The following is a 26,433-nucleotide window of genomic DNA, read 5'->3' as shown; positions in this document are numbered from 1 at the left end:
CGCTACCGCGGCTTGCCGGTCAGCGCGCTTGTGAACTTGCGCAGGAACGCCAACGCGCTCAGAATCGCGATCAACGGAATGACGGCCTTGAACCCGAGCTTCCCCGCGCGCGAGAGCATCGCAACCGCGAAGACGAGGGCGCCGAGAAAGATCCAGACGCCGGGGCCTTTCGTCGTGTCGGGAAGGGCGAGCCAGAGGACGGCGAGGACGGCCGTCATGCGCACGCTGCCGGATTGCAGCGCCGCGTAGGTGTCGCCCGTCGCGCGATCGAACACGTTCAGCCAGAGCGCCATGAGGGCCATGATGCCCGTGAGGACGCCGAGAATCATGCGGCGGCGTTTCGCTTCCTGCTTTGCTGCGGAGTCTTCAGCCATCAGATCCGATCCAGCGTATCGATCCAGCGCACCAACTCGGAGAGTTGCTCGGCATCGAGATAATTGGCTTGCGGAGGCAACTCGCGAACCGTGACGGGCAGGAATTGCTTTCGTAGAAGCTCGATGCCTGCGACGATGCGCGTCTTGGCTTGGAAGTCGGAGACGGTCGCCACGTAGTAGGCGATCGAATGGGCCGGATCTTCCTCGATCGGTGCGGCGAGCGAAGGGCTGTTGACGACCGCCGCGGCACGAATGCGCTCGGGGAATTGAGCCGCCGTGCGCAGAGCGACGAGGCTTCCTTCTTCAACGCCGTGCGCAACGACGCGCCCCGGATCGACCGCGTAGCCTTCGGCGACCCGATCGATCACCTTGCCGATGAATTCCAGATCGGCCGCCGCCCATTTGCCTTCTTCGCCGGCGGCGCTCGGCACGAGCAACATCAAACCATCGCGCCGGCAATGGGGCATCCACTGCTTCACGAGAGCTGCGAGCTCGGCGTCTTGAAAACCACCTTCGGGATGCAGCAACAGCACCAGCCCATGTGGGTGCTTTTCCGAATAGGTCTCCGGCACGTAGAGCTTGCACTCATTCTTATGCTCGGCGAATTTCACGCTCACGCCCTTCGGCTCGGCCCCGTCGTCGCCGGCCGCAGGCTCGCCCGCTGCTTGCGGAAGTTTCGCGGGGACGGTTTCCGGCTGCGGCGCGGCTTCGAGCTCGACTTGGACTTTCTCTCCCGCTCGTTGCAGCTCGAGCTTGAGCGGCTTGCCGGCTTCCGATTCGGCAACGGCAAGCCGGAGCGCGTCGCGGTCCTTGATCGCCGCTCCGTTGATCGCTTGGACGACGTCGCCGACTTTGATTCCCTTCAGCGCCGCCGGCGAATCTTCGTACACGTACCGCACGACGACTTTCCCTTCGTTCGCTGCGGGCGAGCTGCGCTCGGCGAGCAAACCCAGAAACGGTCGCTTGTAGGGATCGAGATGATCGACGAGCGGCAGTTCGCGATCGAAAGTTTCCTTGCCGTCGGGACCGCGCGCGATCGAGACACGAAGCTTATCGCCGGCGTAGCGGCTTTGAATCGCTTCCATCACCTGCACTTGCAAGTCGACCGGCTTCCCTTCGACGGCCCGAATCCGATCTCCTTTACGCAGCCCTGCTAGATACGCGGGAGAATTCGCGCGGGCCCGAGCGATAATCGGCGGATCGGCGTAGACGTTCTTCCCCCGAAAGCTAACGCCGATCAGGCCGGTTTTCAGGTCTTCCCCCTTTTTCAACCGGGGCAAGATCCGCTCGATATGCGCCATCGGCACGGCGAAGCCGATGCCCGAGTCGTACCATTCGACTCCCGACTGATCTTCTTTTTCGTTCGGCGACAACGGCACGAGCACGCCGAGCACGCGCCCCCGAATGTCGACCAGCGGACCGCCGTAGTTCGCCGGCGAAATCTTCGCGTCGGTTTGAATCGCTTTGCCCCAGATTCGATTTACGGCGCTGATGATGCCGACGGAGACGTTCGGCTTCTCCGGCTCGAACGCGCGGCCCAACGCGATCGACCAGATGCCGACCGCGATATCCGACTCGGGAGCGGTTTGCGCTACGGGAAGCTTCTGCGCGTCGATCTTCAACAGCACGAGCTTGCGTACTTCGTCCCGCGCGACGAGCTTCGCCGGAGCGCGGCGTCCGTCGTTGAGGCTCACGATGATCGACGCCGGCTTGTGCGCGAAGTTGAAGGTGCTGGAAATAATATAGCCGTCGTCGGACACGACGAGCCCGCCGGTCGGACCGGTGCCGACGAGCAACTCGCCGAGCGTATCCAAACCCCCGACGGTTTCGATCGCGACGACCGACGGGGACACCTGCGCCGCCGCCGCGCGGAACGCAGCCTCTTCGCGGAGCGACAGGTCTTCGGCCGCATGGGAGATACCAGGCGCGTTTGCTGCGCCAAAGAAGCAAATCGCCGCGAGCAGAGTCGAGCGAACAGGCATGGTAACGCGATTCAAGCTCACGGTGTTTTCTCCGCGGCAGCTGCCGAAGTCGAGCTGCGGAGCGGCGCGCGAAGCGTCACTTCGATCAACTCCTGCCCCCGCAGCAAAGTGGCTTTCACCGGATCGACGCGGTGGATGAAATCCAATTCGTTGCGCACGGCGGCGCACGATTGCGTGATGCGATTGTTGATGAACAAGATCTGATCGTCGGGCCGGACATCGGACATCGCGGCGGAAGAGCCCGGCACGACGGCATCGATAAACGGCGGCGTCCGCTCCAAGACGTCGGGCACCAGCACGATCCCGAGCAGGTCGAGCGTTTGCGGTTGGTCGGGCTTGGCGACTCGTTCTTCCGGCGCGCGGCGCACATACTTGCCGGTGCGGATCGCTTCGGCCGTCTCGCGCAGCTCCGAAGTGGGGATCGCGAAGTTGAGCCAAATGTTCGACTGCGTATGCCGTAGCTCTTTGCCGAGCATCCCGAGCAGGTTGCCCCGATAGTCGACGAGCGCTCCGCCGGCCGCTCCGGGATTATTCGTCATCGCATCGACGATATACGCCGGGCCGTCGTAAGGAGTGGCGAACGCTCCACGTCGCGCGTTGAGCTTCGTCACGACGCTGACGACGCCGTGCAGCACGCTCGCTTCTTCATCACCCACCGCTACGCCGAACATATTGCTGAACGCTAAGACGCGCGTGCCGGAGTCGGCCGTCGTCGCAGCGGCAAGGTCGAAGTGTGGCAACTCGGATCCGTCGATCTTGAGTACCGCCAACTCCAAGCGAGGATCGGAAGCGACGAGCTTCGCTTCTTCGAACTTCCGGCCGTTGTCGAGCGTGACGGTGATGTAATCGGTGTCGAGCACGTAGCTCATTACGGTGAGAATGTAGCCGTCGGCGGAGAACAGGAATCCGCTTTGATAGGCTTCGAGCCCCCGATAGCCGCCGGCCCCTTGAATTTTGACGATCTTCGGCTGCGCCCCGCGAATCACCTCGCGCAGCGGCGCCGCTTCGAGCGCTCCGCCCGTGGCGAATAGGAAACACGCCGCAAAGAGCACTGCGCGGCGAAATGTCCCATCGGCGTTAGTCATAACTCGGATCATTTCGCGGCCTCCGGCGAGAATTTCCATTCACGCGGCACGACGACGGCATACGTCGCATCGCCGTGGCGGATCTCGATGCGCGTCGGTAAGCGTCGTCCCTTCTGTTCCCGATAGTCGGCGAAGAAAAGCTCGCAAGGATCCAGCTCGTCGTCGGCTTGCATTTCGACGCTCACAAGATCGCCGCTGCGCGGGTCGACGAAGAAGCGGCAGGCCACGCCGGCCTGCCGGCCGAGCAATACGTCGTAGTTGTCGGGCAGGCCCGGCAAGGAAAACGCCCCTTCGTAGCGTAGGTCGCCGAAGCGCGTCGGGCCGAGCACGATGAGCCGCCGCCAGAGCGAGAGGGCGGCGAGCAAGCCGCCGGTTCCTTGCGGATCGACTGCCCCGGCAAACGAACCGCCGACCGGCAGCGTCGCCGCGCCGGAAGGGAGCCGATATTCGACCAACGCGTCGCCGATCGTGATCGTGAGGTTCGATTTCGCAGCCGCGGCCCCTCCGGAGATTTGCTCCGCTTCGATCGTCCAGGTGCCGCCGATACTAGCGGCGGGTTGCATCGAACGGGAGAGGGCGTTCCAGGTGCGGTCGCGCTCATGCTCGTTGAATTTGTAATTCGCGAAGCCGCGCTTCTCGGCGTAGTGCTTCTTCACGATCTCGGGCACCGCGATCTCTTCACCTGCGTCCGACTTTTGGAACGGCAGCTTAAACTTCTTCGGCAAATGATCTTCTTGAGACTTGCCCTCTTTCGGTTGCTCTTCGGGGCCGTCCTTCGGCTTCTTCTCGTCGGGCTTGTCGTTCGGGCCCGGCTCTTCCGGCGGCTTCGGCGGGCCGGGGGGGAGACCTTTCTCGGGTTCGGCCTTGCCCATCGTTTTTTCGATTAGGTCTTCGATATCGTGGACACCCGCGAGCCGAATGAAAGTCTTGTGAGACGTCCCTTTGTTGCGATAGGTGACCGGTACGCGCCAACCTTGCGGGAAGATTCCCAAAATGTTTTTGAAGGCGTTGACCGTGCGGACTTGCCGCCCGCCGAACTCCGTGATCTCGTCGCCGATACGCAGCCCGCGCCGCCAAGCATCGCTGTCTTCCAGAATGTCGGCGACGATCACACGGCCGTCGGCGTCCGACGCGGTGCGCGCGCCGAGCGTAGCATGGTCGACGATCCGGCCGCTTTTCAGGCAGCCGAGAAAGTGCTTGATCTGGTTGATCGAGATCGCATAGCCGACCCCGACGTTCACGCGCCCGCGTTTCTCGAACGAGCCGCGGCCGTTGATGCCGATCAGCTTTCCTTGTGCATCGAAGAGCGGGCCGCCGGAGTTGCCGGGATTGATCGAGGCGTCGGTTTGGATGCAGTCGGCGTATTCCAGCAGCGTGCCGGAGGGATATTGATAGCGATGCACTCCGGACACGATGCCGTAGGTGACGGTCGGCTTGAAGTCGTGCGCGAGCAGAAACGGATTGCCGGAAGCGAAGACCCAATCGCCGGTTCGCACGGCATCGCTGTCGCCGAACTCGGCGTGGGGGAAGTCGTCGCGGCCGAAGATCTTGATGAGGGCCACGTCGCCGACCGGATCGATGCCGACGACGACGGCGTCGTACGAACGGCCGTCGCTCAGGCCGCACTTCATGAACTTTTCCGAGCCCTTCACCACATGGAAGTTCGACAAGGCGTAGCCGTCGGCCGAGATGAGCACGCCGGAACCGCCGCCGTTTCCTTCCGGCGGGAAGATCGCGACCGTCTTGCTGCGAGCCTCGGCCATCACGGCGACTCGCGCCGCCTCGGCATCCAGCACGTCGCGCTCGACGTCTCCGTAGGCCGCGGGCACGGCGCCGAAATCGGCGACGGCAACCCAAGCCGCGAGCATGCTCGCGATCATCATCCGACGGCGTGACGACATCATTGAAACAACCTCGGATCGCAGAGATCTAAGTAATCGCCTGCGTCGATGCGATCGGCACCGAAGTCGACGGTGAACTTCAAACGGGTCACGCCGGTAAGATCGAGAGAAATCGGCAGCGGTTCTTCCGCGCCGGTGATGTTGCGTTCGAGCAACACCCGATCGTCGCCGTGGATCGTGAGCAAGACGTTGCCGTGCGGGCGGACGCGGTCGTCGATGCCGGCGATCGCCGTCAGTTTGACGAACGGCTCCGGCAGCAGGAACGTCACGCTCGAACGACTGTGCAGCGCGATCCCCTTAAAGTATTCGCGCCCGCCGAGCCGCAAGGGGCCGGGCTCCATGGCTTGATCGAATCGGGGACGGTAGCGCGCGCCGATGCTCTCGGCGACGATGCGCGGCTCGCGGACCAACGGCTCGAACGATAACGCTTCCGGCTTCATCTCGCTCAAATAACGGGCCGGGAAGTCGATCGCGTTCACACGCTCGAGCGGCAGGGTCAGCTCGGCACCGGTTGGCGTCGTGATCTTAAGTCGGCCGGCGGCGAGCGTCGTGCGCGCGGCTTGAATGGACGAGCCGGCTCGATCGGTCACGACGCAGAACGGGCCTTCGAGCGTCGGAGCCTTGGGGTGATAGTAGACCAGCCCTTCGACTTTCGGGCGCTTGACGGGAATCGCTTCGCCGTCGAGCGTGAACTGCACCGAGTCGGCAGTCACGTCGCCGAAGACCCCTTCGAGGTAATCGATCGAAGTCTCTTCGCGGATCACGATCAGATCGGCCGGCGCGGGGCGATTCAAAATCGCGTTCCACTGCTCGGCGATCGCTTGCGGTTGCTCTTTCAGTCGCACGGAATGGATGGTCGCGGTCGGGACGACGATGTCGAGCCCTTTGCCGAACGAGATCGTCGCCTTGCCGCCGGCGACTTGGTAGGAGACGGCGTCGAAACGGGTGCCGTCGAGCATCCGGACCCAAACCACGGCGGTGCCGACCATCGAGGTCGAAGCTTCGCTCGGGATCATGCGTACGAGCCCGCCGGTCGGGATGCTTCGTTCCCCTTCGCTGGTGCGGAACACGGCCTTCTCGCCGGTGAACTCGGTAAGCTCTCCGCGAAACTTCGAGCCGTCGGAACCGACGGCTTGAAACTCCGGGGCGGCGGCCAGCAGCGCGAGGGCGATGAAGTTCAGCATGAATGCGGATCTAAGTGCGGGAAAAGTAGAGACGAACGGCGGACGGTGCGAGCGAAGACGAAACTATTTCGGCCGCGCCCCTGACCGTTCGGGGTTGTTGAAATACTGCTGAATGAGGTCGTAGTAATGGGCCGGTAAGTCGCGGCCGATTTGTTGCTTGATCTGTTCGCGCGCTTCGGGCGGAAGATCGCCCCAGTCGGATTTGCGACCGATATCTTTCGGGTCGGTTTGGCCGGGGCCCTTCTGTTTGCCGATCTGGCTGTCTTGCATCGGCTGGCCCGACTGCGAGCCGCCGCCCCCACCTCCGCCACCGCCCCCCTGTTGTTGCTTCTTTTCCAGGTCCTCGATCATCTTATCGAGCGACGCGATCACGCCGTCTTCGATCCGGCGCGTCCGCTTGTCGGCCCGGCCGTGGTCGAGCCGGCGACGGATGTCTTCCATCCGGCGGGCGATGTGATCGAGCGATTCGTCTTCGAGCTTCTTCAAGTCTTCGCGCATCAAGCCGGCGACGATCTGAAACCGCGCCGGACAGTGGTCGACGTCGTTCAACAAACGATCGATCGCCCGGAGCCCCGGCGCTTTGCGCAGCTGATGATGGTATGCGGCGGCCTGATAGAAGAGGAGCGAGGCGGGGTCGACGACGTCGGTCGGCTCAAGGCCGGCGAGCGCCACGAGGGCTTGGTCGTACATCTTCCGCTGAGCCAGCCAGCGGCCGAAGTACAAGCGTAGTTGGTCGCGGAGCCAAGGATCGAGCCGGTCGCCGGCGGCGGGGCTCATATCGCGCAGCCACGCTTGATCGGGGACGAGCCAAGGTTCGGTCGGGCCGGAGCAGATGCGAACTAAGCTCGCCGCACGGTCGTCGAACAGGGTCGCCGTGCGGGCGATCCGCTCCAGGGGGTCTTCGCCGGGAGCGACGTTCGTGGGCCCGCTCCAAAGCGCCGCGATCGCGAGTTGCACGGAGACGTCGTCGGCGGTTGCGGCGGCGGTCGTGCGCAAAATTTGGCGTTGAATCTCGGCCGGATCGGTTCGGCCGAGGCGCCGAACCTGCACCTTCGACGGCACGCCCGGCGCGTCGTTGGCGGCCCACGCCGGCAGCACCGACGCCGCTCCGACGATCCAAGCCGCGCTCCAGACCAGCGCTAGCGAAAAGAAGTTGTTCACGCGATGCGTCATTTGTTTTTCCCCAACACGATGTCGCGGGTAATCCGGTAGACGTCCAGTTCGGTAACGGCGAGCTTCTTCAACATTTCGAGCGCGGCTTGTTCGGCCGAGACGTCGACCGTTTCGCTGATGAGCTTGGTCCGGCGGTTCACGCGCAGTTGCAACGAGCGAATCATCTTCAGTTCGGCGATCTGGTCGATCAGCGATTGCTGCTGCTCGCTCGGTTGGCCTTCGCCCGGCTTCGGCGGTTTCTTATCCTTCATGTCTTTCTTGGCCTTCTGCAAGGCCTCGATCAACTCCTTGAGCGCCATCACGACGTCTTGCTCGACGGCGAGCGTCAGCTCGTCGACTTTCACGGCCGCGAGCAGATCGACGATCTGCGCGATGTCGTCGCGCATTTGCTCGACCGTGCGCGGGAACGCCACAGCGGTGCCGTCTTCCTTGAGCAGTTGCAAGGCCTTGTCCGCCTCGATGAGGATCAACCCCTCTTCGCGGCTAAGCCGACCCGCTTCGATTTCTTCGCCCTTGCCGCGCGACGCGAGCGGGATGGCGTGCAGCCCTTGCGTATCGCGGTTCACCGCTTCCTGCATGCGGAGCATTTCGGTAAACCGGCGCTCGAGCACTTCCAAGAGGCGCGCCTTCTCTTCTTCGCGCAGCTGCCGGAGGATCTGTTCCAACTCGGCTTTCGCTTGCTCGAGCTCTCGCACCGCTTCTTCCTGTTCCTTCATCGCGTTTTCGCGTTTGGCTTCGTCGAGCTTCTTGCGCGCTTCCGCCATGCGCTGCTGAGCCGCTTCGACTCGCTTTTGCGGCGACTGCATCGGCGACTTGTTGTCGTCCGATTTTTGATCGTCCGACTCGCTCGGCGGGCTCGGCGGCGATTGCCCCTCGCTCGGCTTCCCCGGCTTCGGCTTGCCGCCCGACTTCGAGGGCTCTCCCGGCTTCGACTCGCTCGGTTTCGCTTCACCGGGCTTCGACTCACCCGGTTTGGCCTCGCCCGGCTTTGCTTCGCTAGGTTTCGACTCACCGGGCTTCGCTTCGCTGGGTTTACTTTCACCCGGCTTTTTGTCGCCGGGTTTCTTATCGTCCGGCTTCGACGCACTCGGCTTCCCTTCGCCCGGCTTCGAGTCGCCGTCTTTCGGCTTTCCGGATTTCGGGTCGTTCTTCCCTTCGTCGTCGTTCGGTTTGGCTTCGCCCGGCTTCGGCTTGCCGGCTTCGCCCTCTTTCGGCTTTTGGTTACCGCCGGGGTTCATCTTCTTGGCGAGTTCGGCCGCGGCGTCGGAGAGGCTTCCTTGATCGGGGGCCACGCTCTTCGGGTCGGCTTCCGCCGTGCGCCCTTCCAACTCCATCTGCTTGTTGATCATCTGCTTGATCTGCTTGATGAACTCTTTAACGCGCTCTTGCTCGTTCTTGAGTTCCTTATCACGCTCGGCGGCCAAGAGCATCGTCAACAGTTGCTCGAGCTGGCCCGTCAGTTGGTCTTGATCTCCGACGGCTTGCGCCAGCCGCTTCTCTTGCAGCATCTTCACGACGTCTTCGAACTTCACGTCGAGGGAGCGCGATTGGCTTTCCGCGAAGACTTGCCGCAGCAAGCGGGCTTGGTCTTGATCCGCTTCGTCGGAGAATCGCAGCCGGCTTCGCCGTCGCAGCAGGGACCGCCGCATTCGCGGGAGCTTTGCTCTCCACCGGTGCCGGGTCCGCGGCCGCGACGCGCGTCGACCAACATAATAGTAAGCAGGCGATCATCGCCGGCAGGGCGACGAGCACGCTCGGCCTCATGCGGCCGGCGTCCGTTGCAGTTTGCGAATTGCGCACCATCGATCGGCTCCTGTTATCCGAGACGCGGCGACCATGAACCGGTCGCGCGGCAGACGGCCTCTAATCGCCCAATAATCGAACCTTGCTCTTTCGTTCGGCTTTCGTTCGGTCGCCGATGTCCTTTTGTAAAGCGATGATCGACCGCAGCAGGTCGACCGCCTCTTTAAACGATTCCAACTCCAGCATCTTATTCAACACCACGTTCATCTCGACCAAGATCCCGTCGGCCGCGCGCAGCGCCTCGCGCCGCGCCGCTTCGATCACGGCCGGGTCTTTCGTCGTCCGATCGACCGCGAGTTGCAACGCCGTCAACTTCGCGTAGTAATCGGGAAAGCGTTCGGTGCCGATCCGTGCGAGCGGAGCCGAGATGTCGGCCGCCAGCCGGTCGCGAAGGTTATCCGAATCGGGCACCCGATTGTTCACCAACTCGGCGACGATGCCCGCGAAGCCGGTGGAGACGACGAGCGTTTCCGAACGATTCTCCTGCGTGTGCGAGCGGGCCTGATCGACGATGATCTTGTCGCGATTGCGTGGCTGCGATTCTTCGTCTTTGTCGACTTTTTCGGCACTTGCGGCAGGCTGAGCCTTCCCGACGTCGACGAGCGAGTCGCGGTCGCGCGTCACCTTTTCGATCAACGCTTTGAATTGCTCGCGGTACATGATCTCGCGCCCTTCGAGCAGCCGAAGTAAGTCGGCATCGGAGACGATCGTGAACGTGAACGAATCTCCGCCGGCGACGTTGCCCGCCGGTTGGTCGGGCAGCTTGCGATTGTCTTGCGCCTTGAGCCCGATCGTTATGGTTCGGCCCGGTGCGAGCGGGGTGGAGGTGCCGCCGGGGGTGATGTCGCGCAGGTCGAGAGCTTCGTCGAGCAAGACCTCGCGCGCTCCGCCGGCGGAAACGATGGTCGGAACCTGGAGTTGTTCGCTGCCGTCGAAAGCGTAGTCGAACCAGAGCCGCGACAGACCGTAGTCGTCGTTGATTTTACCGGTAAACGGCAGGCGGGCCCGCGCCGTGACGGAAGTGTCGACGCCGTTGCGAGCCAAGTCCTTAAACGCCGGCGGCGCATCCGCCACGACCTGCAACGCGAGCTTGGCCGCGTCGTCGATACCGTCGGCGTCGAAAAGGCGAATCGTCACGACTTGGTCGGCATCGAGCCGACCGAGCTCGAACCGGAACTCGCTTTGGGGCTTGCCGTCGTGCATGAGATCGAGCGTTTCCGAGATCGTGCCCGCTTTGGCGTCGGCGCCCGAATCGGCAAGTCGTTCGACGACGGCCCGGCGCAGCGGCTTGTTGGCTTCGGCTTCGACCGTGACGAGCGTTCCTTGCGGCAGCGGCATGATGCCGGTCACGGCGATCGGCAGATCGTCGGCGCGGTTCATATACGGCGGGAACTTGCACCGCAACCGCATCGTGATTTGCGGCCGTTCGACGACGCGAATCTTCAAGTCGCGCAGGCGAGCGTCGCCGCCGCGAATGTCGAGATCGAGCGTCGAAGCGATGCCGCGGAGCGGGGTCTTGTATTGTTGATACGGATCGATCCCCGGCTTAGCGAGACCTTCGCGATCCATGATCAATTCTTCTTCGACGGAGCCGTCGTCGGATTCGTAGTACAAGTAGACGACGCCCGGCACTTCCATCGTTGTGTCGGCGCGGACGACGAGATCGAGATCGGCTCCTCTCGGGACGACGATCTCGCCGTTCTCGAAGCCGTCGATCGTCAGTCGTGTGTTGCGCGGATAGAGCATGTCGGTTCGGCCGGCGAGCCGATCGATGCCGAGATGAAAGGTCTTCGGCACGGCGAGCGCGAAGCTCGCGATGGAAAGCAAGAGCCCGAGCGCCGCGACGACGGCGCGGGTGCGGGGGCGCGGATCGAAGAGCTCGCCGAGGCGCGCGTCGGCCAGCTTGCGGCGCGCTTCGAGGCGCGTCGCTTCGAGCATGGCCTGTGCCGGCGTGGAGAGCGCGGCAGAAGGGGCGGCGCCCCCCTTGCCTTTGTGCTTCGCTTTGCGGTCGGAGTCGTCGATCGCGGTGAGTAGCGCATCGTCGAGGTTGCGGAAGCGGCGTTCGAGCAGAATCGCGACGTTCCGATCGGCGAACCGGGCGAAGAAGCGCCGCAAGATCATCCGATAAACGGCGACGACGACCACGAGCGCCAACGCGACGACGAACCCTTGCCGCACGCGCGAGGCCGGCTCAAAGAGCCAATCGAGCGCGAACGTGACCCAAAAGCCGAGACACGCCGTCGCCACGACGAGCGCCAACCCTTCGACGGCTACATAGGAGCGAATGCGCCGCCGCACCTCGCGGAGCATCTGCTCCAGCGAAGGACTCCGATCGGCGGTTTTCGGGGGTGCCGAGGCCATGGCTCTCTTCAGTCTACCCGACACGCACGAAGCGGTCGGCTGGTAATTTCGAAGCCGGCGGTTTCAGGGGAGATTCGGGGTCGGTTCGTAGCAGGTTCGTTTCTAGTTCCGGCGTGGGTTAAGTTCGGGGGATAAGCCGATTATGCCAGTTTTACCAAGCGGCGGATAAGCCATTCGAGGCACATGAGCGAGCAAAGCACGATCATCGTCCATTGGTTGTCCCACAGGGACACGGGCCGGGCCAAGCGAGGCGTAATCCGGGTCTTGTCGAGCAACCGGGAGACGAGCGACGTCGGGGGGGCGATTGCCGCACCCGCGGCCGGCGTACCCGCAGCAGGCGTTGCGGCGGAGCCGATGCCGGCCAATGCACCGTCGACCCCTTCATAGTAGGCCCCGCCGGTCGCTTCGGCCAAACGACGCAGTAAGACGGCGTTCAGGCGCACGTCGTCGCTTTCCTTATTGGGAACGCGCACTTGCAGCCGGCGGGTCAGAAGGTCGCGGTCGCCGTCCGGCAGCACGAGGTCGAGCCGGTAAGGGCCGGTCAGGCGAACGGGGAACAAGCCGCGAAAGTTGCCGGGGAGGGCTGGGTCGGCCTGCAGCTTTACGGTGAACGACGTGCGATCCGGCGCCGAGACCTCGAGCGGCACGTCGGTCGCTTTGAGCGGCTTGGCCTGCGCGTCCATCAGTTGGGCCCGAACTTCGACGATGTCGTTGAGCACGTAGCGTCCGTTGTCGTGGTCGACCATCAGCACGCCCCGCTTCGAGCCGCGCAACAATCGGGCCTGCGCCACATGCCGGACGAACTGCGTGTAGAGCCGGGTGAAGTAGCCGGAGTTGACGGTGCGCAACCGCCAGAACTCGCCGCTGCCGACGTAGAGCACACGGCCGGCACCGACCGCATGCTCGACGAGGAAGTAAGGCCGGCCGTCGTCGGCGAACTTCGCATTGGGCTTGCCGCCGGCCGGCGCGCGAGGATCTTGCAAGCCGGCCAGCACTACGGACTTCTCCTTGATGCTCTTCGCGGGATAGCAATCGTAGAAGCCGGGGAAACTTTCCCAAGCGTCGAGACCGGCCGCTTCCGTATCGGCAAGGCGGAGGAATTCGCTCTTGCGGCCTTCGGGCGTGAAGGCGAGTTGCCAAGGTTCCGACGTGCCGTTGAGCTGGTCGCCGGCCGACGCGAAGATGCGCCCGAACTCGACCGGGTACAGGCTCCGGATCGTCGACAGGGCAGGGTCGCGCGCCGTGATGTCGGTAAAGATTCTGCCGGCGACGAGAATCAAGCCGCCGGCCTTATCGGCGACCCATTCCTTCAGCAGCGCGCTCTGCGCCGGCGTCAGCCGACGCCAATCGGGATCGAAGGCGATGATGCAATCGTAGTCGAACAGCGCGGCACCGGTTTCCGGGAAGTCGGGTAAGATCTCGCTCGAATCTTGCGAGATCCCTTCGCTGCCGGTTTGCAGATAGATGTCGACGATGAACTCTTTGTCCTTCGAGCCGTCGCTCCGCAGAATACGTTGCAACTGGTTGCGAAGGAACTGGTACTCGCGCGTCGCCGCGGAAGCGAACAGCAAAATCTTATTGCGCCGCTCGCTGATTTCGACGTCGGCATCGAGCACGTTGTCGAACTTGTTGTGATCGTCGGCCGGCGGGTTCTTGATGCTTACTTGCACCGTCGTCCGGCCGAGTTGCGTCGGCTTGAGCGTAAAGTCGACCCCGATCGGCTTGCCGTCGGCCGGCAGCGCCACTTGCTTCGTCAGCTGCGCCAGCGGCGGCTTCGGAGCGGCATTGGCATCCGGCTTTCCCGCCGTCGCTTCGCGCCAAGTGAGCTCGACCGTCACCGTGCGGCCGGCCATCCCTTGAGCCTGGAGATAAGCCTTCACGCCGAACTCGTCGTTCGGATACGTGCGGGCCGGCGCGGCGACGTCTTGAATCCGGACGTTCTTCAACTCTTCCGAAGACCCGAGCCCGACCGCTTCGATCGGCGGGACGGGCAAGTGATCGAGGCGGGCTCGCGTGAGGGCGTCGAGCGGTTCGACCCCCGTGTTTTGCCCGCCGTCGGAAAGGAGCACGATGCCGGAAAGCGGCGCGGCCCGTTGATCGAACAACGTCTGAGCCAGCGCTTCGCCGAGCCTCGTTTCGGCTCCGCGTGGGGCGATCTCGTCGAGCAGCGGCGACTTCAACAGTCGCAAGGCCTCGGCCGAGCGCGAGCCGGGAGCGATGCCCGCCGATTCGGAGGCCGCAACGGCGGGTGCCGAGGCAGCGCCGGGAGCGGCATCGCGAGCGGCTTCCGCCATGCTCAGGCTCGAGTCGACGAGCACCACCACGCGCGACGGAGTCACGACGTCTTCCTCGTTGCGCCATTGCGGTTGCAACCACACGGCCAACAAGCCGATGAACGTCAGCGTTCGCAACAGCACCAGAAAGAGGGAAAGCGCCGGATGCAAGGCCCGCGTGTCGCGACGATACATCCACCACACATACCCGAGCAACAAAGCCGTCACGGCGATCGGCAACAGCCAATCTTCGGGTGCCCGAATGCGACCCCATTGAAAGGTCGTTCGGACGACGGAATCGGCGGCTAGCAGGGTGAGAGCGTTCATGCGACCGCTCCCTTGCGCACGATGCTCGCGGTCGACGGATGGTACGCAGCCGAATACGCGAGCGCTTGTTCCCCGATCAGCAAGATCGCCAGGGCATAGAGAATCGCCGTGCTCATGTTCGACGACGAATTCTCGCTTTCCGACAGTTGGATTCGATCGGCCCGACGGAAGTTGACCTTAATGCCGGCGAGTTGCTCGCGCAGCGTGTCGTCGTCGATGCGGCGTAGCTCCCCTTCGTCGGAGTCGACGTTGCGGGCCGAGTGGCGAAGTTCGCTGGTCCGATCGGTTTTCGTAAGTTCGGTTCGATAAAAGCCGGCCGTGCTCGTATCGGCGAATTCCACCTTGAGGCCTTGGGGTGCGATCGCGGCTTGCACGACGACGGCCGTGCTTTCCGAAGCGCCGGGAGCGAGGAAGCGCACTTCCGGATCATACGATTTCGGGTCGAGAGTCCAGGCGATCGGCGTGCCGACGAGACTTTCATCGCCGGCGTGTTCGCGCGACGAAATGTAAGACTGCAACTCGAGCATCGCGACGATGAAGCTCGGATTATCGTACATCCAATCGCTCCACGGCCGGCTCGGCTTCGTCAGCAAGGCGACGACGCGCCCTTTGCCGAACGGCTTTTCGACGGCCAGCGGCGCGCCGTTGCGCAGCTTCACGATCACCGAGGCCAGCGACTTCGCGGCGACCTCCGGAGTCCAATCATCGCGGACGCCGAAGTATTTGTCGACCGTCCACTGATAGAGCCGGCTGTTCTGCTCGTCGGCGAAATGCTTGAAGATCGGATGGGTGCTCGCCGCGACGTCGGAAGCCTTCGCTTCGCGATCGCGGAACAGCGGCTTCTCGGAATCGAGCGGAGCGGGGAACAGGCCTTCGCCGTCGCGATACAGGCTTTCGTTATAGAACTGCGCCGAGGCACGATCGCCGACGACGAACGCTAGGCCTCCTCCCGCGCGAACGTAGGCTTCCAAGTTGCGCACCGCTGCGGCATCGAGCTTCGGCACGTTCACGAGGTAGATCGAGCGGAATCCGCCGAGCGGGTTCTTCTCGGCGTCGTTCAAGTAGGCGGGGGCTTGCCGACGAGGCGCGATGCCGCTGCGCACCGGGCCCGGGGGCGCGAGCGCCCAAGCGATCGCCGCGGCATCGGGCGATTCCGCTTCGCCGTCGATCAGCAGCACCGGCATCTCGGCCGGAAGGTGCAGCGCCGCGTAACGGCGATTGTCGGCATCGACGGCGTCGGCCTCGAGACTGACCGAAACAAGGTGCTCGCCCGGATCGGAGAAGTACACCGGAAAGGTCCCTCGCACGGTCTTGCCGGGCGGAATCGCTTCGAGGAACACGACGCCTCCCGAGGCGCCGTCGGAACGAATCTCGACCGCGGTCTTCTCGGCCGTCGTCGTGCCGAAGTTCGTCACCTCGACTTGCATGTAGAAATGAATTCCCGCGGCGACCGTGCCCGACTGCGGTTGCAGCGAGGCGACGGCGAGGTTCGGACGATCGGCATCGGCGCAGCGGATGAAGTAGATCTGCGCCGATTTCTTTTCCTGCGCTCCGAGCAGCGTGCGGAGGTCGGAAATGTCGCGCCAATCCTTCGCGCGGAAATCGGAGACGATGTAGATCACGCGCTCTTCCGACTCCTTCGATTTCAACAACGACGACAACGCCTTCAGGCACGCTTCCGGGCCGACCGCCGAATCGGACGGCGCGAGCGGCTCGAGCACGCGATTCAGCTTCCGATCGGGGCGATCTTTGAAGACGAAGTCGGAGTTGACGAGCTCTTCGAGAATGTCCGGCTTCGGGCCGGCTGCCGAGGCGCGCGACGCGCGGAGCAGCGTAAACGTCTGCGCCGACGATTCTTCTAAGGCCGTCGAAGCGATCCGCTCTACGGCGGCCTTCGCTTCGTCGAACACGTTGCGCTCGGCGAAGCGGTCGCTCATCGAGAAGCTGTCGTCGAGCAGCACGATGTGGTGCGTCGTGACGTCGCCGAGTCGCTTGCCGACGGAGCCGTCGAGCCGGGGCCGAGCGACGATCATTACCACGGCCGCTACCGCCGCCATGCGCAACAGCAGCAGAAGGAGTTCCTTCAACCGAATCCAAGTGCTGTGCTTCCGTTGGCTCGCGAGGAGGAATTCCATCGCCGCCCATTTCACGCGCTTGTGCCGCAGCATGTTGATCATGTGGATGATCACCGGGGCGGCGACGATGCCGAGGCCCCAGAGCAGCGGTTGATTCAAAAAAGTCGGCATGAAGAAAGGAGTTCGGCGGCGAGAGAGCGGAGCGTGGCGGAAAGATCGAGTGGCGAACGGGCGTTTCGTTTAGTTACGGTGGTGCATGCCGAGGCGGCTGCTGAGGTAGGCGGCAAGCGCGGCGTCGAGCGGTTGGCTGGTGCGGATCAGGGCGTAGTCGCAGGCGTTTTGGGAGCAGCCGCGGCGAACTTCATCGAGAAACCCGTGCATCGCTTCCATGTAGCCTTCGCGCAGCGCGCGGGGATTGCAGTTGAGCTGGTCGATGGTCTCCAGCCCCTCGAAGCGGGTTGCGCCGTCGAAGTTGAAATCGAGCTCGTCGTCGTCCATCACGTGAAAGACCATGACGTCGTGCCCCCGGCGACGAAGCAAGCGAAGGCCTTTGATGAGCCCCGCGCGATCGGCGAACAAGTCGCTGATGATCGCGACCATGCCTCGGCGCGGCACTTCGTTGGCGACATGATTCAGGATGCCGAACAGATCCGTCTTGTCGCGCGGCGCGCTGGCGTCGAGTGCGCCGATCACCGATTGCAGATGGTTCATGCGGCTCTTGATCGGCACGGTGCGCCGCACCTTTTCATCGAACGAAATGCAGCCGACCGCGTCTTGCCGGCGGAGTAGCAAGTACGCGAGGCTTGCGGCGATCGTCGAGGCATATTCGTATTTATTGAGCGGTCCCGAGCCGTATTGCATGCCGGCCGAGACGTCGACGACGAGCGTGGCGCGCAGGTTCGTCTCTTCCTCGTATTGCTTGATGTAATACTTATCTTGCTTGGCCCAGACCTTCCAATCGACGCGGCGCAGATCGTCGCCGGCGACGTATTCGCGGTGCTGCACGAACTCGATCGATTGCCCGAAGTACGGACTCCGATGCTCGCCCGAGAGAAACCCTTCGACGATATGCCGAGCCCGAAGATCCATGCGCCCGATGCGCTGGATCGCCTCAGGATGCAAAAATCTTTTGGAATCGGACATCGCGTGTCAGCTCATCTTCTTTGGAGGGAGTGTTTTCGAGCAGCCGTTCGACCACCTTGTCGGACGTCACCCCTTCGCTTTCGGCGGCGAAGTTGACGACCAAGCGATGCCTCAACACCGGCTTGGCGAGAGCCTGGAGATCGGTTTCGGTCACGTGCGTTCGGCCGTAGAGCAAGGCCCGGGCCTTCGCGCCGAGGATCAAGTTCTGCACGGCTCGCGGTCCGGCGCCCCAAGAGACTTGGTCGCGGATGAAGCTCGGCGTTTCCGGTTCGTGCGGGCGGGTTTGGCGAATCAGCGCGAGGCAGTAACGCACCAAGTGATCGGAGATCGGCACCTCGCGCACCAACTGCTGTAAGAGAATGATCTCTTCGCCCGAGAGGACGGCCTGCACGGGGCTCGACGCGGCGCCGGTCGTGCGCTTCGCGATCTCGAACTCTTCTTGAAACGACGGATACTCGACATAGACCTTGAGCATGAAGCGGTCTTGTTGCGCTTCCGGCAGCGGATAGGTGCCGTCTTGCTCGATGGGGTTTTGCGTCGCCAAGACGAAGAACGGGTCGGGCAGCTTATGGCGCACGCGACCGACCGTCACTTGGCGCTCTTGCATCGATTCGAGCAACGCGGCTTGCGTCTTCGGCGGCGTACGGTTGATTTCGTCGGCGAGCACGATGTTGGCGAACAGCGGACCTTCGAGGAAGCGGAAGTCGCGCTTGCCGCCGTCGTTTTGATCGAGGATTTCCGTGCCGGTGATGTCGGCCGGCATCAGGTCCGGGGTGAACTGAATGCGGCTGAACGAGAGGTTCATCGTTTGCGCGAGGGTGCTGACCATCAAGGTCTTAGCGAGGCCCGGCACTCCTTCGAGCAAGCAGTGGCCTCGGCTGAAGATCGAGATCAGCAATTCTTCGATGACGTTGGTCTGACCGACGATCACGGTGGAGAGTTGTTCCATGATCCGGCTGCGAGCGGCGCCTAGTTTGGCGACCGCGGCCGAGGCTTCGGCGGTGAGTTCAAGTGCGCCTTCGTCAGGCTCCTGGCTCATCTATTTCGATCCTTTCGGAAGATTAGGCGGGTAAGTTCGAGGTGGTCGTAGCGCGAGGCGGGAAAGCTTAATGGATCGAGGGGCGCGAACGCTTAGCGTTGGTAGATCGGCAAGGCGTTCAGCTCTAGCTGCAGAATAGTCAGATTCACGGCCGTGGTATAGACGGTGCCGATGTATCCTTGGCTCCACGAGCCGTCGGCGCCGGCTTCGGAAATCAAACGGGCGAAGATCTTCTCGCGATAGGCCTTCCACATTTCGTCCCCCTCGCGGTAGCAAACCTGCGAGTAGTAGTAATGGGCGTAATGCCAATGCCCGAAGCCTTCGTTTTGGATATTGCTGAGGTTCTTCTTACAGTAGTCGAGCAGCTTCGGCACGTATCCGCTGTCGTATTCGCCGGCGTTGAACAAGCACGCGATGGCCGCCGCGGTGATCGCCGGACGTCCGCCGCCTCCTTGCGAGCTGTATTGCACTCCACCATCCGGCAGGGTGCATTTGCGAATGTATTCCACCGCTTTGTCGATGATCTTATCCGGCACGGGCACCCCCGCGTTGCGGCAGCCCCGAAGCCCTTGCACTTGCGTGATCGTGGTCGAGCCTTCGTCGAAGTTGCTGCCGTCTTTCGCGCTCACGTAGCCCCAGCCGCCGGCTTGGGTTTGGGCCTCGCCGGTGAACTGCACGGCTTTCACCAGCACGTCCATCAACTCTTGCCGACGTTCGAGGTCTTCCTCTTCGCCGAGCACCTGCGAGAGAAACATCATCGAGTAGCCGTGGCCGTAGGTGTAGCGATCGTCCCCTGCGGGATCGCCGATGAGCCCGTTCTTCCGGCTGCGACTGATCAAGTAGTCGACCGCGGCGCGGACGTTCTTCGCGTGCTTGCCTTGCGTCGTGGTAGAGCCTTCGCAGAGGAATGCCATGCCGGCAAGCGCCGTCATCGCCGTCGGGTAGTGGCCGTCGTTCGCGGTCCAATGCCCTTGCGTCGACTGCCGTGCGGCGAGCCAATCGAGACCTTTCTCGACGACCCGTTCCCATTTCTCGCGCTCGGGTCCTGCGGCGGCTCGGCATGGCGAAGCCGCCGGCGCCAAGCCCCCGATCGCAACGATCACGACGAACGATTTCAGCATCCGTGAGTTCATGTTATTCCTTTTTCGCCGGTATCGGGGCGGTACCGGAGCCGGATGGCTTCGGCCCGTCCGCCGGTTTCACATTGCCTGCCGGCTTGGCGTTGTTTGCCGTGCCCGTTGCTTTCGGCAGCTTGTCGAGTTCCTTCTGGGCATCGCGCAGCACTTTGCCGAGCCCTTCGGCCGATTCGCCGAGCGCCTTGCCGACGTTTGCCGGCCCGGGCTCCGGTTTGGCTCCGATTCCCTTATAGCTCGGATCCGGTTGCGTGATCGGATCGGACCACGGCTCTTCGCTGAACGTGAACCGCATCGTGTTGCGCATCGTCTTCAACACGACGGCGTTCTTCTCCGGCTCGCCGACGAGATCGATCATGTTGATCGGCGCGGTGAGGCGTTTGTCGTAGAGCACGCGACCGGTTCGCTTGTCGATGCAGAGCATCACCGCTTGCGGCGGACGAACTTGACCGTTGCGCGGGTTCTCGTAAATCTGCGACGCGAAGACCATCATCGGAATTCCTTCCGGCTGATGCAGGGTTAAGCCGTAGGCCTCGATGCGCGTTTGATAGAGTTGCTTTTGCGTTTTCCGGTCGAAGCCGTAGAGGTTGCCGTTGATAAGCGGATTGTTGAACCCGCCCGGCACGGCTTGGATGTTCACGCCGTCGCGCTGGCGATGCGGGCCGTTCGTGAGCAGCAAATAGCTGCCGGGAGCGCGGAAGACGTAGATCTCGGAAAGGTTTTGTTCCGCCGGAACCGTCGCTTGCAGGCGATGCGAACCGTCGTTCGTCGCCACGATCTGAAACGCCCCTTTGCGATCCATCACGCCGACTTCGTCGGTGCCGAGCGGCCAGAGCTTCGCACCGACGGTGTATTGATGCTTCCAGAGCGTCTCTTCGGTGAACATGTCGCGCAGCGCCAACTGCGGCTTGCCGGCTTCGAGCCTCCAACTCAACAACTTCCGACCGTACGCAGCGACCCGTTCTTCGACCTTCGGCAGCGACACGATCTTCACTTGCTCGCCGTCCGACGCGCGCAGCACGAGCGTTTGGTCGCTGTTGGGGGGCGAAACGAACAGGAACTCTTCGTCGCCGAAAATCTCGGCAGCCGGGTCGATATCGTGCCGGATCCAGAGCGTCTTGCCGGTCAAGGGGTCGACCACGTGCAGCGCCTTGCGTCGCAAGAACGAAACGTAGCGCAACGTCGCCGGGCCCGACATGCCGATCGGGTTGCCGTCGGGAGTTTGTGCGAAGAAGCGTTGCACGCCCCAGTTCATCTGCACGTTGCGCAGATGGACTTGTTGAATGAAGTTGTTTCCCATGCCCGGCAGCGTTTCCGTCAGGTCTTGCCGCCAGAGCACTTTGCTGGTGCCGCGCCCGCCGGTGCCGAGCGTGTCGATCGCGATGAGTTCATGCCCCACGGAGACGACGATCAGATGGCCGTCGGCCCGAATGTGGCTCACCATCGGGTTGACCTGATTGATCCCACGCCGGCTCGGCTCGCTCAGCGAGACGCGCCACCGCTCGATGCCGTATTCATCATGTCCGACGAGGGCCTGTTGCGGCTGATCCATCTCGATCACCGAGCGGCCGAAATACGGCCCCCGCTCGCCGCGGAACTCCAGGGGGAACGTGCGGAACGAAACCCCCGTTTGCGCGCGAACTTCGGAAACGTCGACCTTGCCGTTCGGCCAGTCGTGCGCGGTGGTCGCTTTTCCGGCATCGGCGCCGAGCAGCGCGGCGACGAAGTCGCGGCCGTTCTTCTCTTCCAGACAAATCTCGGTAGCCCAGGGGCCGGTCAAGCGTTCGAGGTAGACCGAGGCATCGTCCCGTCGTCCTTTTTCGACGAGCAAGCGCGCGAGCCGCGCGGTCGCTTCGCGGGCCAGCGCGGCATCGGTCGACTTCACGACGGCCCGCAACAAGTTCTCGGCTTCGAGCAAGGCGTCGGTCTGAACCAAGCGTCCGGAGAGCTTGATGCGCAAAGCATCGGCCGCCGCGTGGTCGCCGAAGTAGTCGAGGAAGCGGCGCATTTGCGCCACGTCGTCGGAGGCGAGCGCGGCCGTGCGGCGACGTTCGATCTCTTGTTGCAGCGCGGTCACGAGCGCCGGATCGTCTTTCGACGAAGCGAAGGCATCGAGCCGGGCCCGAATCCAGCGCGGCCGGCTGATCGAGATCAGGTTCGCGGAAGTACGCAGCGTATCATCCGACAGCTTGGCGCCGTCGACGAGCCTCAGGTATTGCTCCAACGCCTTGAGTTTGTCGCCGGCCTTCTCATGGGCCAGGGCGCGTTGACGGTAGTAGGCCTCTTCCTTGCCGGAGCCGATGGCGAGCGCTTCCAGGTCGGCGAGGTTCGCCGTGTTCGCGGCGAGACCGGAGGCGAGCCCTTCCAAGAGCGCATCGAGGAAGAGATCGCGCGTGCGAGGATCTTCTTTCTTGCGGTAGGCGCTGCGCAGCACGTCGATCGCTTCGGCGACTTTGCCTTCGTCCAGCAGCAGCTCGCCGCTCGATGTCAGCGCGGCCGGATCTTCCGGAGTCGCCGCGAGTTTGTCTTTCACTTCCTTCCGCAGGTCTTCCAATTGGAAGAAGCATTCGAGACCGCCGGTCCCTTGCGAGATCACCGCGCCGCGATAGCAAATTAGATTGCCCGGCACGTTCGCCGAGCGGGACTTGCTGCGGGCCGTAAAGAGACCCGCCTCGATATCGAGCGAGGCGACTTCGGCCGACGACAGCGGCAAGAACAAGAGTTTGCCGTTGAAGAACCCGCGGCCGCTCGGCTTCGCGGCTTCGGGTAACGAGGCCGACCATTTTTGTTTACCGTCGGCGAGATCGTAGGCGACGACGGCGCTCGTCGCGACGACGATCGCGCTCCCATCGGTGTTGTCGGTCGGCGTGCTTCGGCCGTTCATTTGCCAAGCCATGAAGACTTGGTTGCGCGTGCTGATGCCGGCGCGAGGATATTGGAAACCCCATAGGAGCGAACGGTCGTTCACGTCGACGGCGACGATCGCTCCGAGCGCGGTCGGGCAGATGAGAACGCCGTCGGAATACGAAGGGGAGAGCCCGCAGGTCCGGCGGAGATTCATATCGGCCGCTTCGTTGGCGACGGCCAGTTGTTGCGCCCAATCGAACTTGCCCGTCGCGGCATGCAGCACGATCAACCGGATCTCCCCTTTCGTCTCGGCCAAGACATAAAGCCGATCGCCGAGCGGCAAAGGAGCGCCGAGGAAAAACGTGTCGGCTAGGTTCGGGTCTTGCATGCCGTACGGCCCGCCGATTTCCCAGACGAGCTTTCCTTCGCTGGCAAGTTCGTAAGCCGCGAGGCGATTGGAGGAGGGAATGTTCCCCATGCCGGAGATGCGCCGGCCGCCGGCTTGAATGACCATGCGCTGAACTTGAGCGTCTTGCTGCTGGTTGCTCTGATCTTCGACGCAGTAGGCCCGACTACTATCGCTGCTGAAAATGCCGTAGGCCGCATCACGCCACAATCGCTCATCGACCAGCATCGCCAACGGGCTCGGCTGCTGATCTTGGCGATTCGCGGAGAGGGAGTTGTTCGCAAGTAGGCCTTCCGCGTATTCGTCGCCGGCTCCGTGCCAGATGCGCTTGCCGGTGCGGAAGTCGACCGCCGTAAGGCCGGTCAGGCTGCGCATCAGCACGACGTCGTCGACGGCGAGCGGATGCGTAGCGGGGAGCAACGCGAGATCCCGTTCGTTGTGCGACTTGCGCAGGCTTTCGATGAGCTTCTCGATATCGGGATGATTCGCAAACGGCACGGCCCAACGCCGATTCAACAGTGGGCTCCCGCCGGTTCCGGCGGCGTTGCGCGCCGCATCGCCTCGATACACGGCCCATTGCGCGATGCGCGCCGTCGCGTCGATTGCGGAGGGAATCGCAGCGAGCGTGCTTTTGGCAAGCCAATCCATCGGTTGTTCCAACCGGCCGAACCAGCGCCGCGATTCTCCGGCGACGGCGAATTCGGCGCTCGGGAAGTTTTGCTTCGCCGCCGTTAGGACGCTCGTGGCGTTGAACGCGGCACCGGCGCGGGCCCAACTCGTGGCGAGCTTCAGCGAGAGTTCCGGTTCGTACTGCGTGGCGACGTTCGCCACGTCCTTCAACCGCCGCAAGCTCAACGCCGCGGCGAGCGGCCGATCGTGGTCGAGATGGTGCATGCCGAGCAAGTAAGTCGCTTGGTATCCGGCCGTGGTGTGGAAGTAGCGCCGTGAGACCTCGGCGAGCCCGCGCTCGTCGCCGGTTTGAATCGCTTTCTCGAGCAACTGCTTGGCCTTTGCGCCGTACTGCAATTCGTAGGCGGCGCGCCCTTCGTCCGGCAGCGCTCCGATGCGGCGCAGCGCTTCCCCTTTCAGGCTCCGACGGGTCGAGCCTTCGTTATCGAAGTTGTACGAATAGTCTTCCGGCTCTTCGAGGATTTCGCCGAGTTCTTCGACCGCTTCCGCGTACCGCTTCTCTTCGATGAGCGTTTCGCTCCGCTTGAAGCGTTGCAACAGCGGACGGGGCGGATCGCGAAACACGGTGTCTTCGGGCGTCGTCGTGCCATCGGCATTCACGGCGAAGGCGTTGCCGTTGACGACGACCTTGCCGCCGTTGATCTGCACGTTCCCTTTGACTTGCACGTTGCCCTGAATGATGACCCCGCCGGCACCCCCTTGCACTTGGATCTGCATTTGCGCCGGAGCCGCAACGGCGGGCTTCGCCGGGGCGGGGGCTTCGGGCTTCTTCTCGGTAGGCTTTTCAGTTGGCTTTTCCGCGGGCTTCTCCGCAGCCGGCGCTTCCGCGGCTTTTTTCGGAGTGGTTTCTTGCCCCGTGGCAGTGTTAGGGCTGAGGACACTGTTCGCGTTGAGGCTGAAATTGAGGCCGAAGAGGAGCAGCGCGGCCCCGGCAATCAGGCTCGATCGCGCGTGCCGAATGTTCGAACGATGCTTCGTCTTCATTCAAGTTCCCTCCTGAGATGATCGCCGCATCTTCGCAACCGTCTTGCGCAAGACCGCTCTCGCCGAACGCGAGCTTTCGACGTATTCACCGGTGCCAAAAAGCTCTAAGCGCCGATATTTCAATATCTTACACCGTGTCAAAACTACGGACAAGCAAATCCGGTATACGTGGCGCGTCGTTGCGAAGTTCGCCGCAGAGTTCGTCGCGCTGTTCAGTGCGCTGTTCGCTGCGCAGCGCGGTGAAGTCGCACAGCGTGTCGCAGATGCAAAACGATCCGAAACCAACTCGAAATGGTGCCCACCGCTTTCGCGTGGCGGCTGCGCGAGCCGGTCTGAGAGGGGCGAACTTCGTTGTTTCCCGAGGTTTTTCGACCTCAATTTGACAAATGCACCGTATTTCCCGGGTTTTTGGATTGATTTTTCTCCGGGCAAGTTATAAATCTTCCCGGTCCCAACATTCGGACGGACAAAATCATTCATCCCCGTTTCATCTCCAAGGAGGACACCCAATCATGGCGAAGACCACCGTAAAGGCTCCCACGCAAAGTGAAGTTCTGAACAACTTGGCGACCGCCACCGGTCTGACCAAGAAGCAAGTGGCCGCCGTCTTCGACGCACTCGGCGCCGAGATCAAGAAGAACGTCACCAAGGGTGCCGGCGTCTTCAAGCTCCCGGGCGGTTTGCTCAAGATCAACAAGAAGAAGGTTGCCGCTCGTCCGGCTCAGAAGAACGTTCCGAATCCGTTCAAGCCAGGCGAAACCCGCGACATTCCCGCCAAGCCTGCTTACAACAAGGTGCGCATCGTCGCCCTGAAGACCTTGAAGGACATGGTCAAGTAAGGTTCGCCGTTAAGTCGTTGCACGCACGGTTCGGCTTCGCGAAGTAGGAATCGGATCGCCGACCTACCGCGCGACACAAGCTTACCGTTCGACTCCGGAGAGGTGCGGGCCGAGAAGTCGTCGCAGGTGGCCCTTTCGACGACCGGCCCGGCTTGTAGAAGTCTCGGCGACGAAGCTCACAAAAACTCAAACGCCTCGAATCGTTTTCGGTTCGAGGCGTTTTTGTTTGCGCCGGTTCACACGCTCACGCGCGGTGCTTCGCGTTCAGCGGCGTATTCGATCTCGAAATAGTCGCGCCGCGTGAAGCCGAACATCCCGGCGACGATGTTCGACGGAATCACTTCGACGCGCGTGTTCAGATCGCGCACGTTGGCATTGTAGAAACGGCGTGCCCGCTGAATGCGGTCTTCCGTGGTGGTCAGCTCCGTTTGCAATTCCAGAAAGTTGCGGTCGGCTTTGAGATCCGGATACCGCTCCGCCACTGCGACCAACCGGCGCACTTCGCCCGATAACGCCGTCTCGTCGACGGCGTGGCTTCGCGCCGGGCCGTCGTTCGACGCCGCCGCGTTGCGGGCCGCCGTGACACGCGCGAGCAATTGCTCTTCGTGCTGGGCATAGCCCCGCACCGTCTCCACGAGATTCGGAATCAAGTCGTGACGGCGCTTCAACTCCGTATCGATATCGGCCCACGAGTCTTTGCAGTAGTTCACGTGCCGCACGAGGCCGTTGTAGAGCACGGCGACCCAAATCGCGATGAGCAGCAGGAGGCCGCCGAAGATCCAGGTCGTGACGTCGCTAGTCATAAGGGGTGTTA

17 protein-coding genes are annotated in these 26,433 nt (G+C 62.9%); 2 read left to right on the top strand and 15 right to left on the bottom strand.

All coding sequences use genetic code 11. The annotated features are described in order from the left end of the window. Positions 1–2 precede the first annotated feature (2 nt). From K8U03_04720 to K8U03_04655, 14 genes are all read right to left on the bottom strand, one after another. Positions 3–374 carry a hypothetical protein gene (locus tag K8U03_04720; protein MCE9604190.1) on the bottom strand — a complete coding sequence of 124 codons (372 nt, stop codon included), beginning with the start codon at positions 372–374 and terminating at the stop codon, positions 3–5. Further along, the gene (locus K8U03_04715; protein MCE9604189.1) at positions 374–2,356 is read right to left on the bottom strand and encodes a PDZ domain-containing protein; all 1,983 of its coding nucleotides are present in this window, start codon (positions 2,354–2,356) and stop codon (positions 374–376) included. The genes K8U03_04720 and K8U03_04715 overlap by 1 nt, the downstream gene beginning before the upstream one ends. 17 nt (positions 2,357–2,373) lie before the next feature. Continuing rightward, positions 2,374–3,441: a S1C family serine protease gene (locus K8U03_04710; protein ID MCE9604188.1), complete on the bottom strand. Its 1,068-nt coding sequence runs from the start codon at positions 3,439–3,441 to the stop codon at positions 2,374–2,376. Between the two features lie 8 nt (positions 3,442–3,449). Continuing rightward, on the bottom strand, positions 3,450–5,342 hold the full coding sequence (locus tag K8U03_04705) for a trypsin-like peptidase domain-containing protein (protein ID MCE9604187.1): 1,893 nt from the start codon (positions 5,340–5,342) through the stop codon (positions 3,450–3,452). Next, positions 5,342–6,526 carry an NPCBM/NEW2 domain-containing protein gene (locus K8U03_04700; protein ID MCE9604186.1) on the bottom strand — a complete coding sequence of 395 codons (1,185 nt, stop codon included), beginning with the start codon at positions 6,524–6,526 and terminating at the stop codon, positions 5,342–5,344. The genes K8U03_04705 and K8U03_04700 overlap by 1 nt, the downstream gene beginning before the upstream one ends. Before the next feature lie 63 nt (positions 6,527–6,589). Continuing rightward, entirely contained in the window at positions 6,590–7,699 is a 1,110-nt protein-coding gene (locus K8U03_04695; protein MCE9604185.1) for a hypothetical protein, read from the bottom strand. Beyond that, positions 7,696–9,348 (bottom strand): hypothetical protein, encoded by a 1,653-nt coding sequence (locus tag K8U03_04690; protein MCE9604184.1) that lies wholly within the window; start codon positions 9,346–9,348, stop codon positions 7,696–7,698. The genes K8U03_04695 and K8U03_04690 overlap by 4 nt, the downstream gene beginning before the upstream one ends. A gap of 214 nt (positions 9,349–9,562) precedes the next feature. Continuing rightward, the gene (locus K8U03_04685) at positions 9,563–11,863 is read right to left on the bottom strand and encodes a hypothetical protein (GenBank protein MCE9604183.1); all 2,301 of its coding nucleotides are present in this window, start codon (positions 11,861–11,863) and stop codon (positions 9,563–9,565) included. Positions 11,864–12,003: 140 nt separating this feature from the next. After that, a complete protein-coding gene (locus tag K8U03_04680) occupies positions 12,004–14,463 on the bottom strand; it encodes a hypothetical protein (GenBank protein ID MCE9604182.1) in 2,460 nt (819 codons plus the stop codon). Next, a complete protein-coding gene (locus tag K8U03_04675; GenBank protein ID MCE9604181.1) occupies positions 14,460–16,709 on the bottom strand; it encodes a BatA domain-containing protein in 2,250 nt (749 codons plus the stop codon). Before K8U03_04675 ends, K8U03_04680 begins: the two co-directional genes overlap by 4 nt. Before the next feature lie 69 nt (positions 16,710–16,778). Further along, the gene (locus K8U03_04670) at positions 16,779–17,681 is read right to left on the bottom strand and encodes a DUF58 domain-containing protein (GenBank protein ID MCE9604180.1); all 903 of its coding nucleotides are present in this window, start codon (positions 17,679–17,681) and stop codon (positions 16,779–16,781) included. Next, positions 17,650–18,720: a MoxR family ATPase gene (locus K8U03_04665; protein MCE9604179.1), complete on the bottom strand. Its 1,071-nt coding sequence runs from the start codon at positions 18,718–18,720 to the stop codon at positions 17,650–17,652. Before K8U03_04665 ends, K8U03_04670 begins: the two co-directional genes overlap by 32 nt. A gap of 92 nt (positions 18,721–18,812) precedes the next feature. Next, complete coding sequence (locus K8U03_04660; GenBank protein MCE9604178.1) at positions 18,813–19,802, bottom strand: terpene cyclase/mutase family protein; 990 nt, start codon at positions 19,800–19,802, stop codon at positions 18,813–18,815. 52 nt (positions 19,803–19,854) lie between these two features. After that, on the bottom strand, positions 19,855–24,780 hold the full coding sequence (locus K8U03_04655) for a PQQ-like beta-propeller repeat protein (protein MCE9604177.1): 4,926 nt from the start codon (positions 24,778–24,780) through the stop codon (positions 19,855–19,857). 43 nt (positions 24,781–24,823) lie between these two features. Between K8U03_04655 and K8U03_04650 the strand changes: the two genes are divergently transcribed. Together K8U03_04650 and K8U03_04645 are read left to right on the top strand one after the other, a co-directional pair. Beyond that, on the top strand, positions 24,824–25,219 hold the full coding sequence (locus tag K8U03_04650; GenBank protein MCE9604176.1) for a hypothetical protein: 396 nt from the start codon (positions 24,824–24,826) through the stop codon (positions 25,217–25,219). Between the two features lie 73 nt (positions 25,220–25,292). Continuing rightward, a complete protein-coding gene (locus tag K8U03_04645) occupies positions 25,293–25,619 on the top strand; it encodes an HU family DNA-binding protein (GenBank protein MCE9604175.1) in 327 nt (108 codons plus the stop codon). Between the two features lie 236 nt (positions 25,620–25,855). On the opposite strand, the gene K8U03_04640 is transcribed toward K8U03_04645, so the two are convergent. Beyond that, positions 25,856–26,422 carry a LemA family protein gene (locus tag K8U03_04640; GenBank protein ID MCE9604174.1) on the bottom strand — a complete coding sequence of 189 codons (567 nt, stop codon included), beginning with the start codon at positions 26,420–26,422 and terminating at the stop codon, positions 25,856–25,858. Positions 26,423–26,433: the final 11 nt, after the last annotated feature.

This window comes from Planctomycetia bacterium, assembly GCA_021413845.1.
GTDB lineage: Bacteria > Planctomycetota > Planctomycetia > Pirellulales > PNKZ01 > PNKZ01.
The sequence above is the reverse complement of the archived record's forward strand: the minus strand, read 5'-3'. Positions and strand labels throughout refer to the sequence as shown.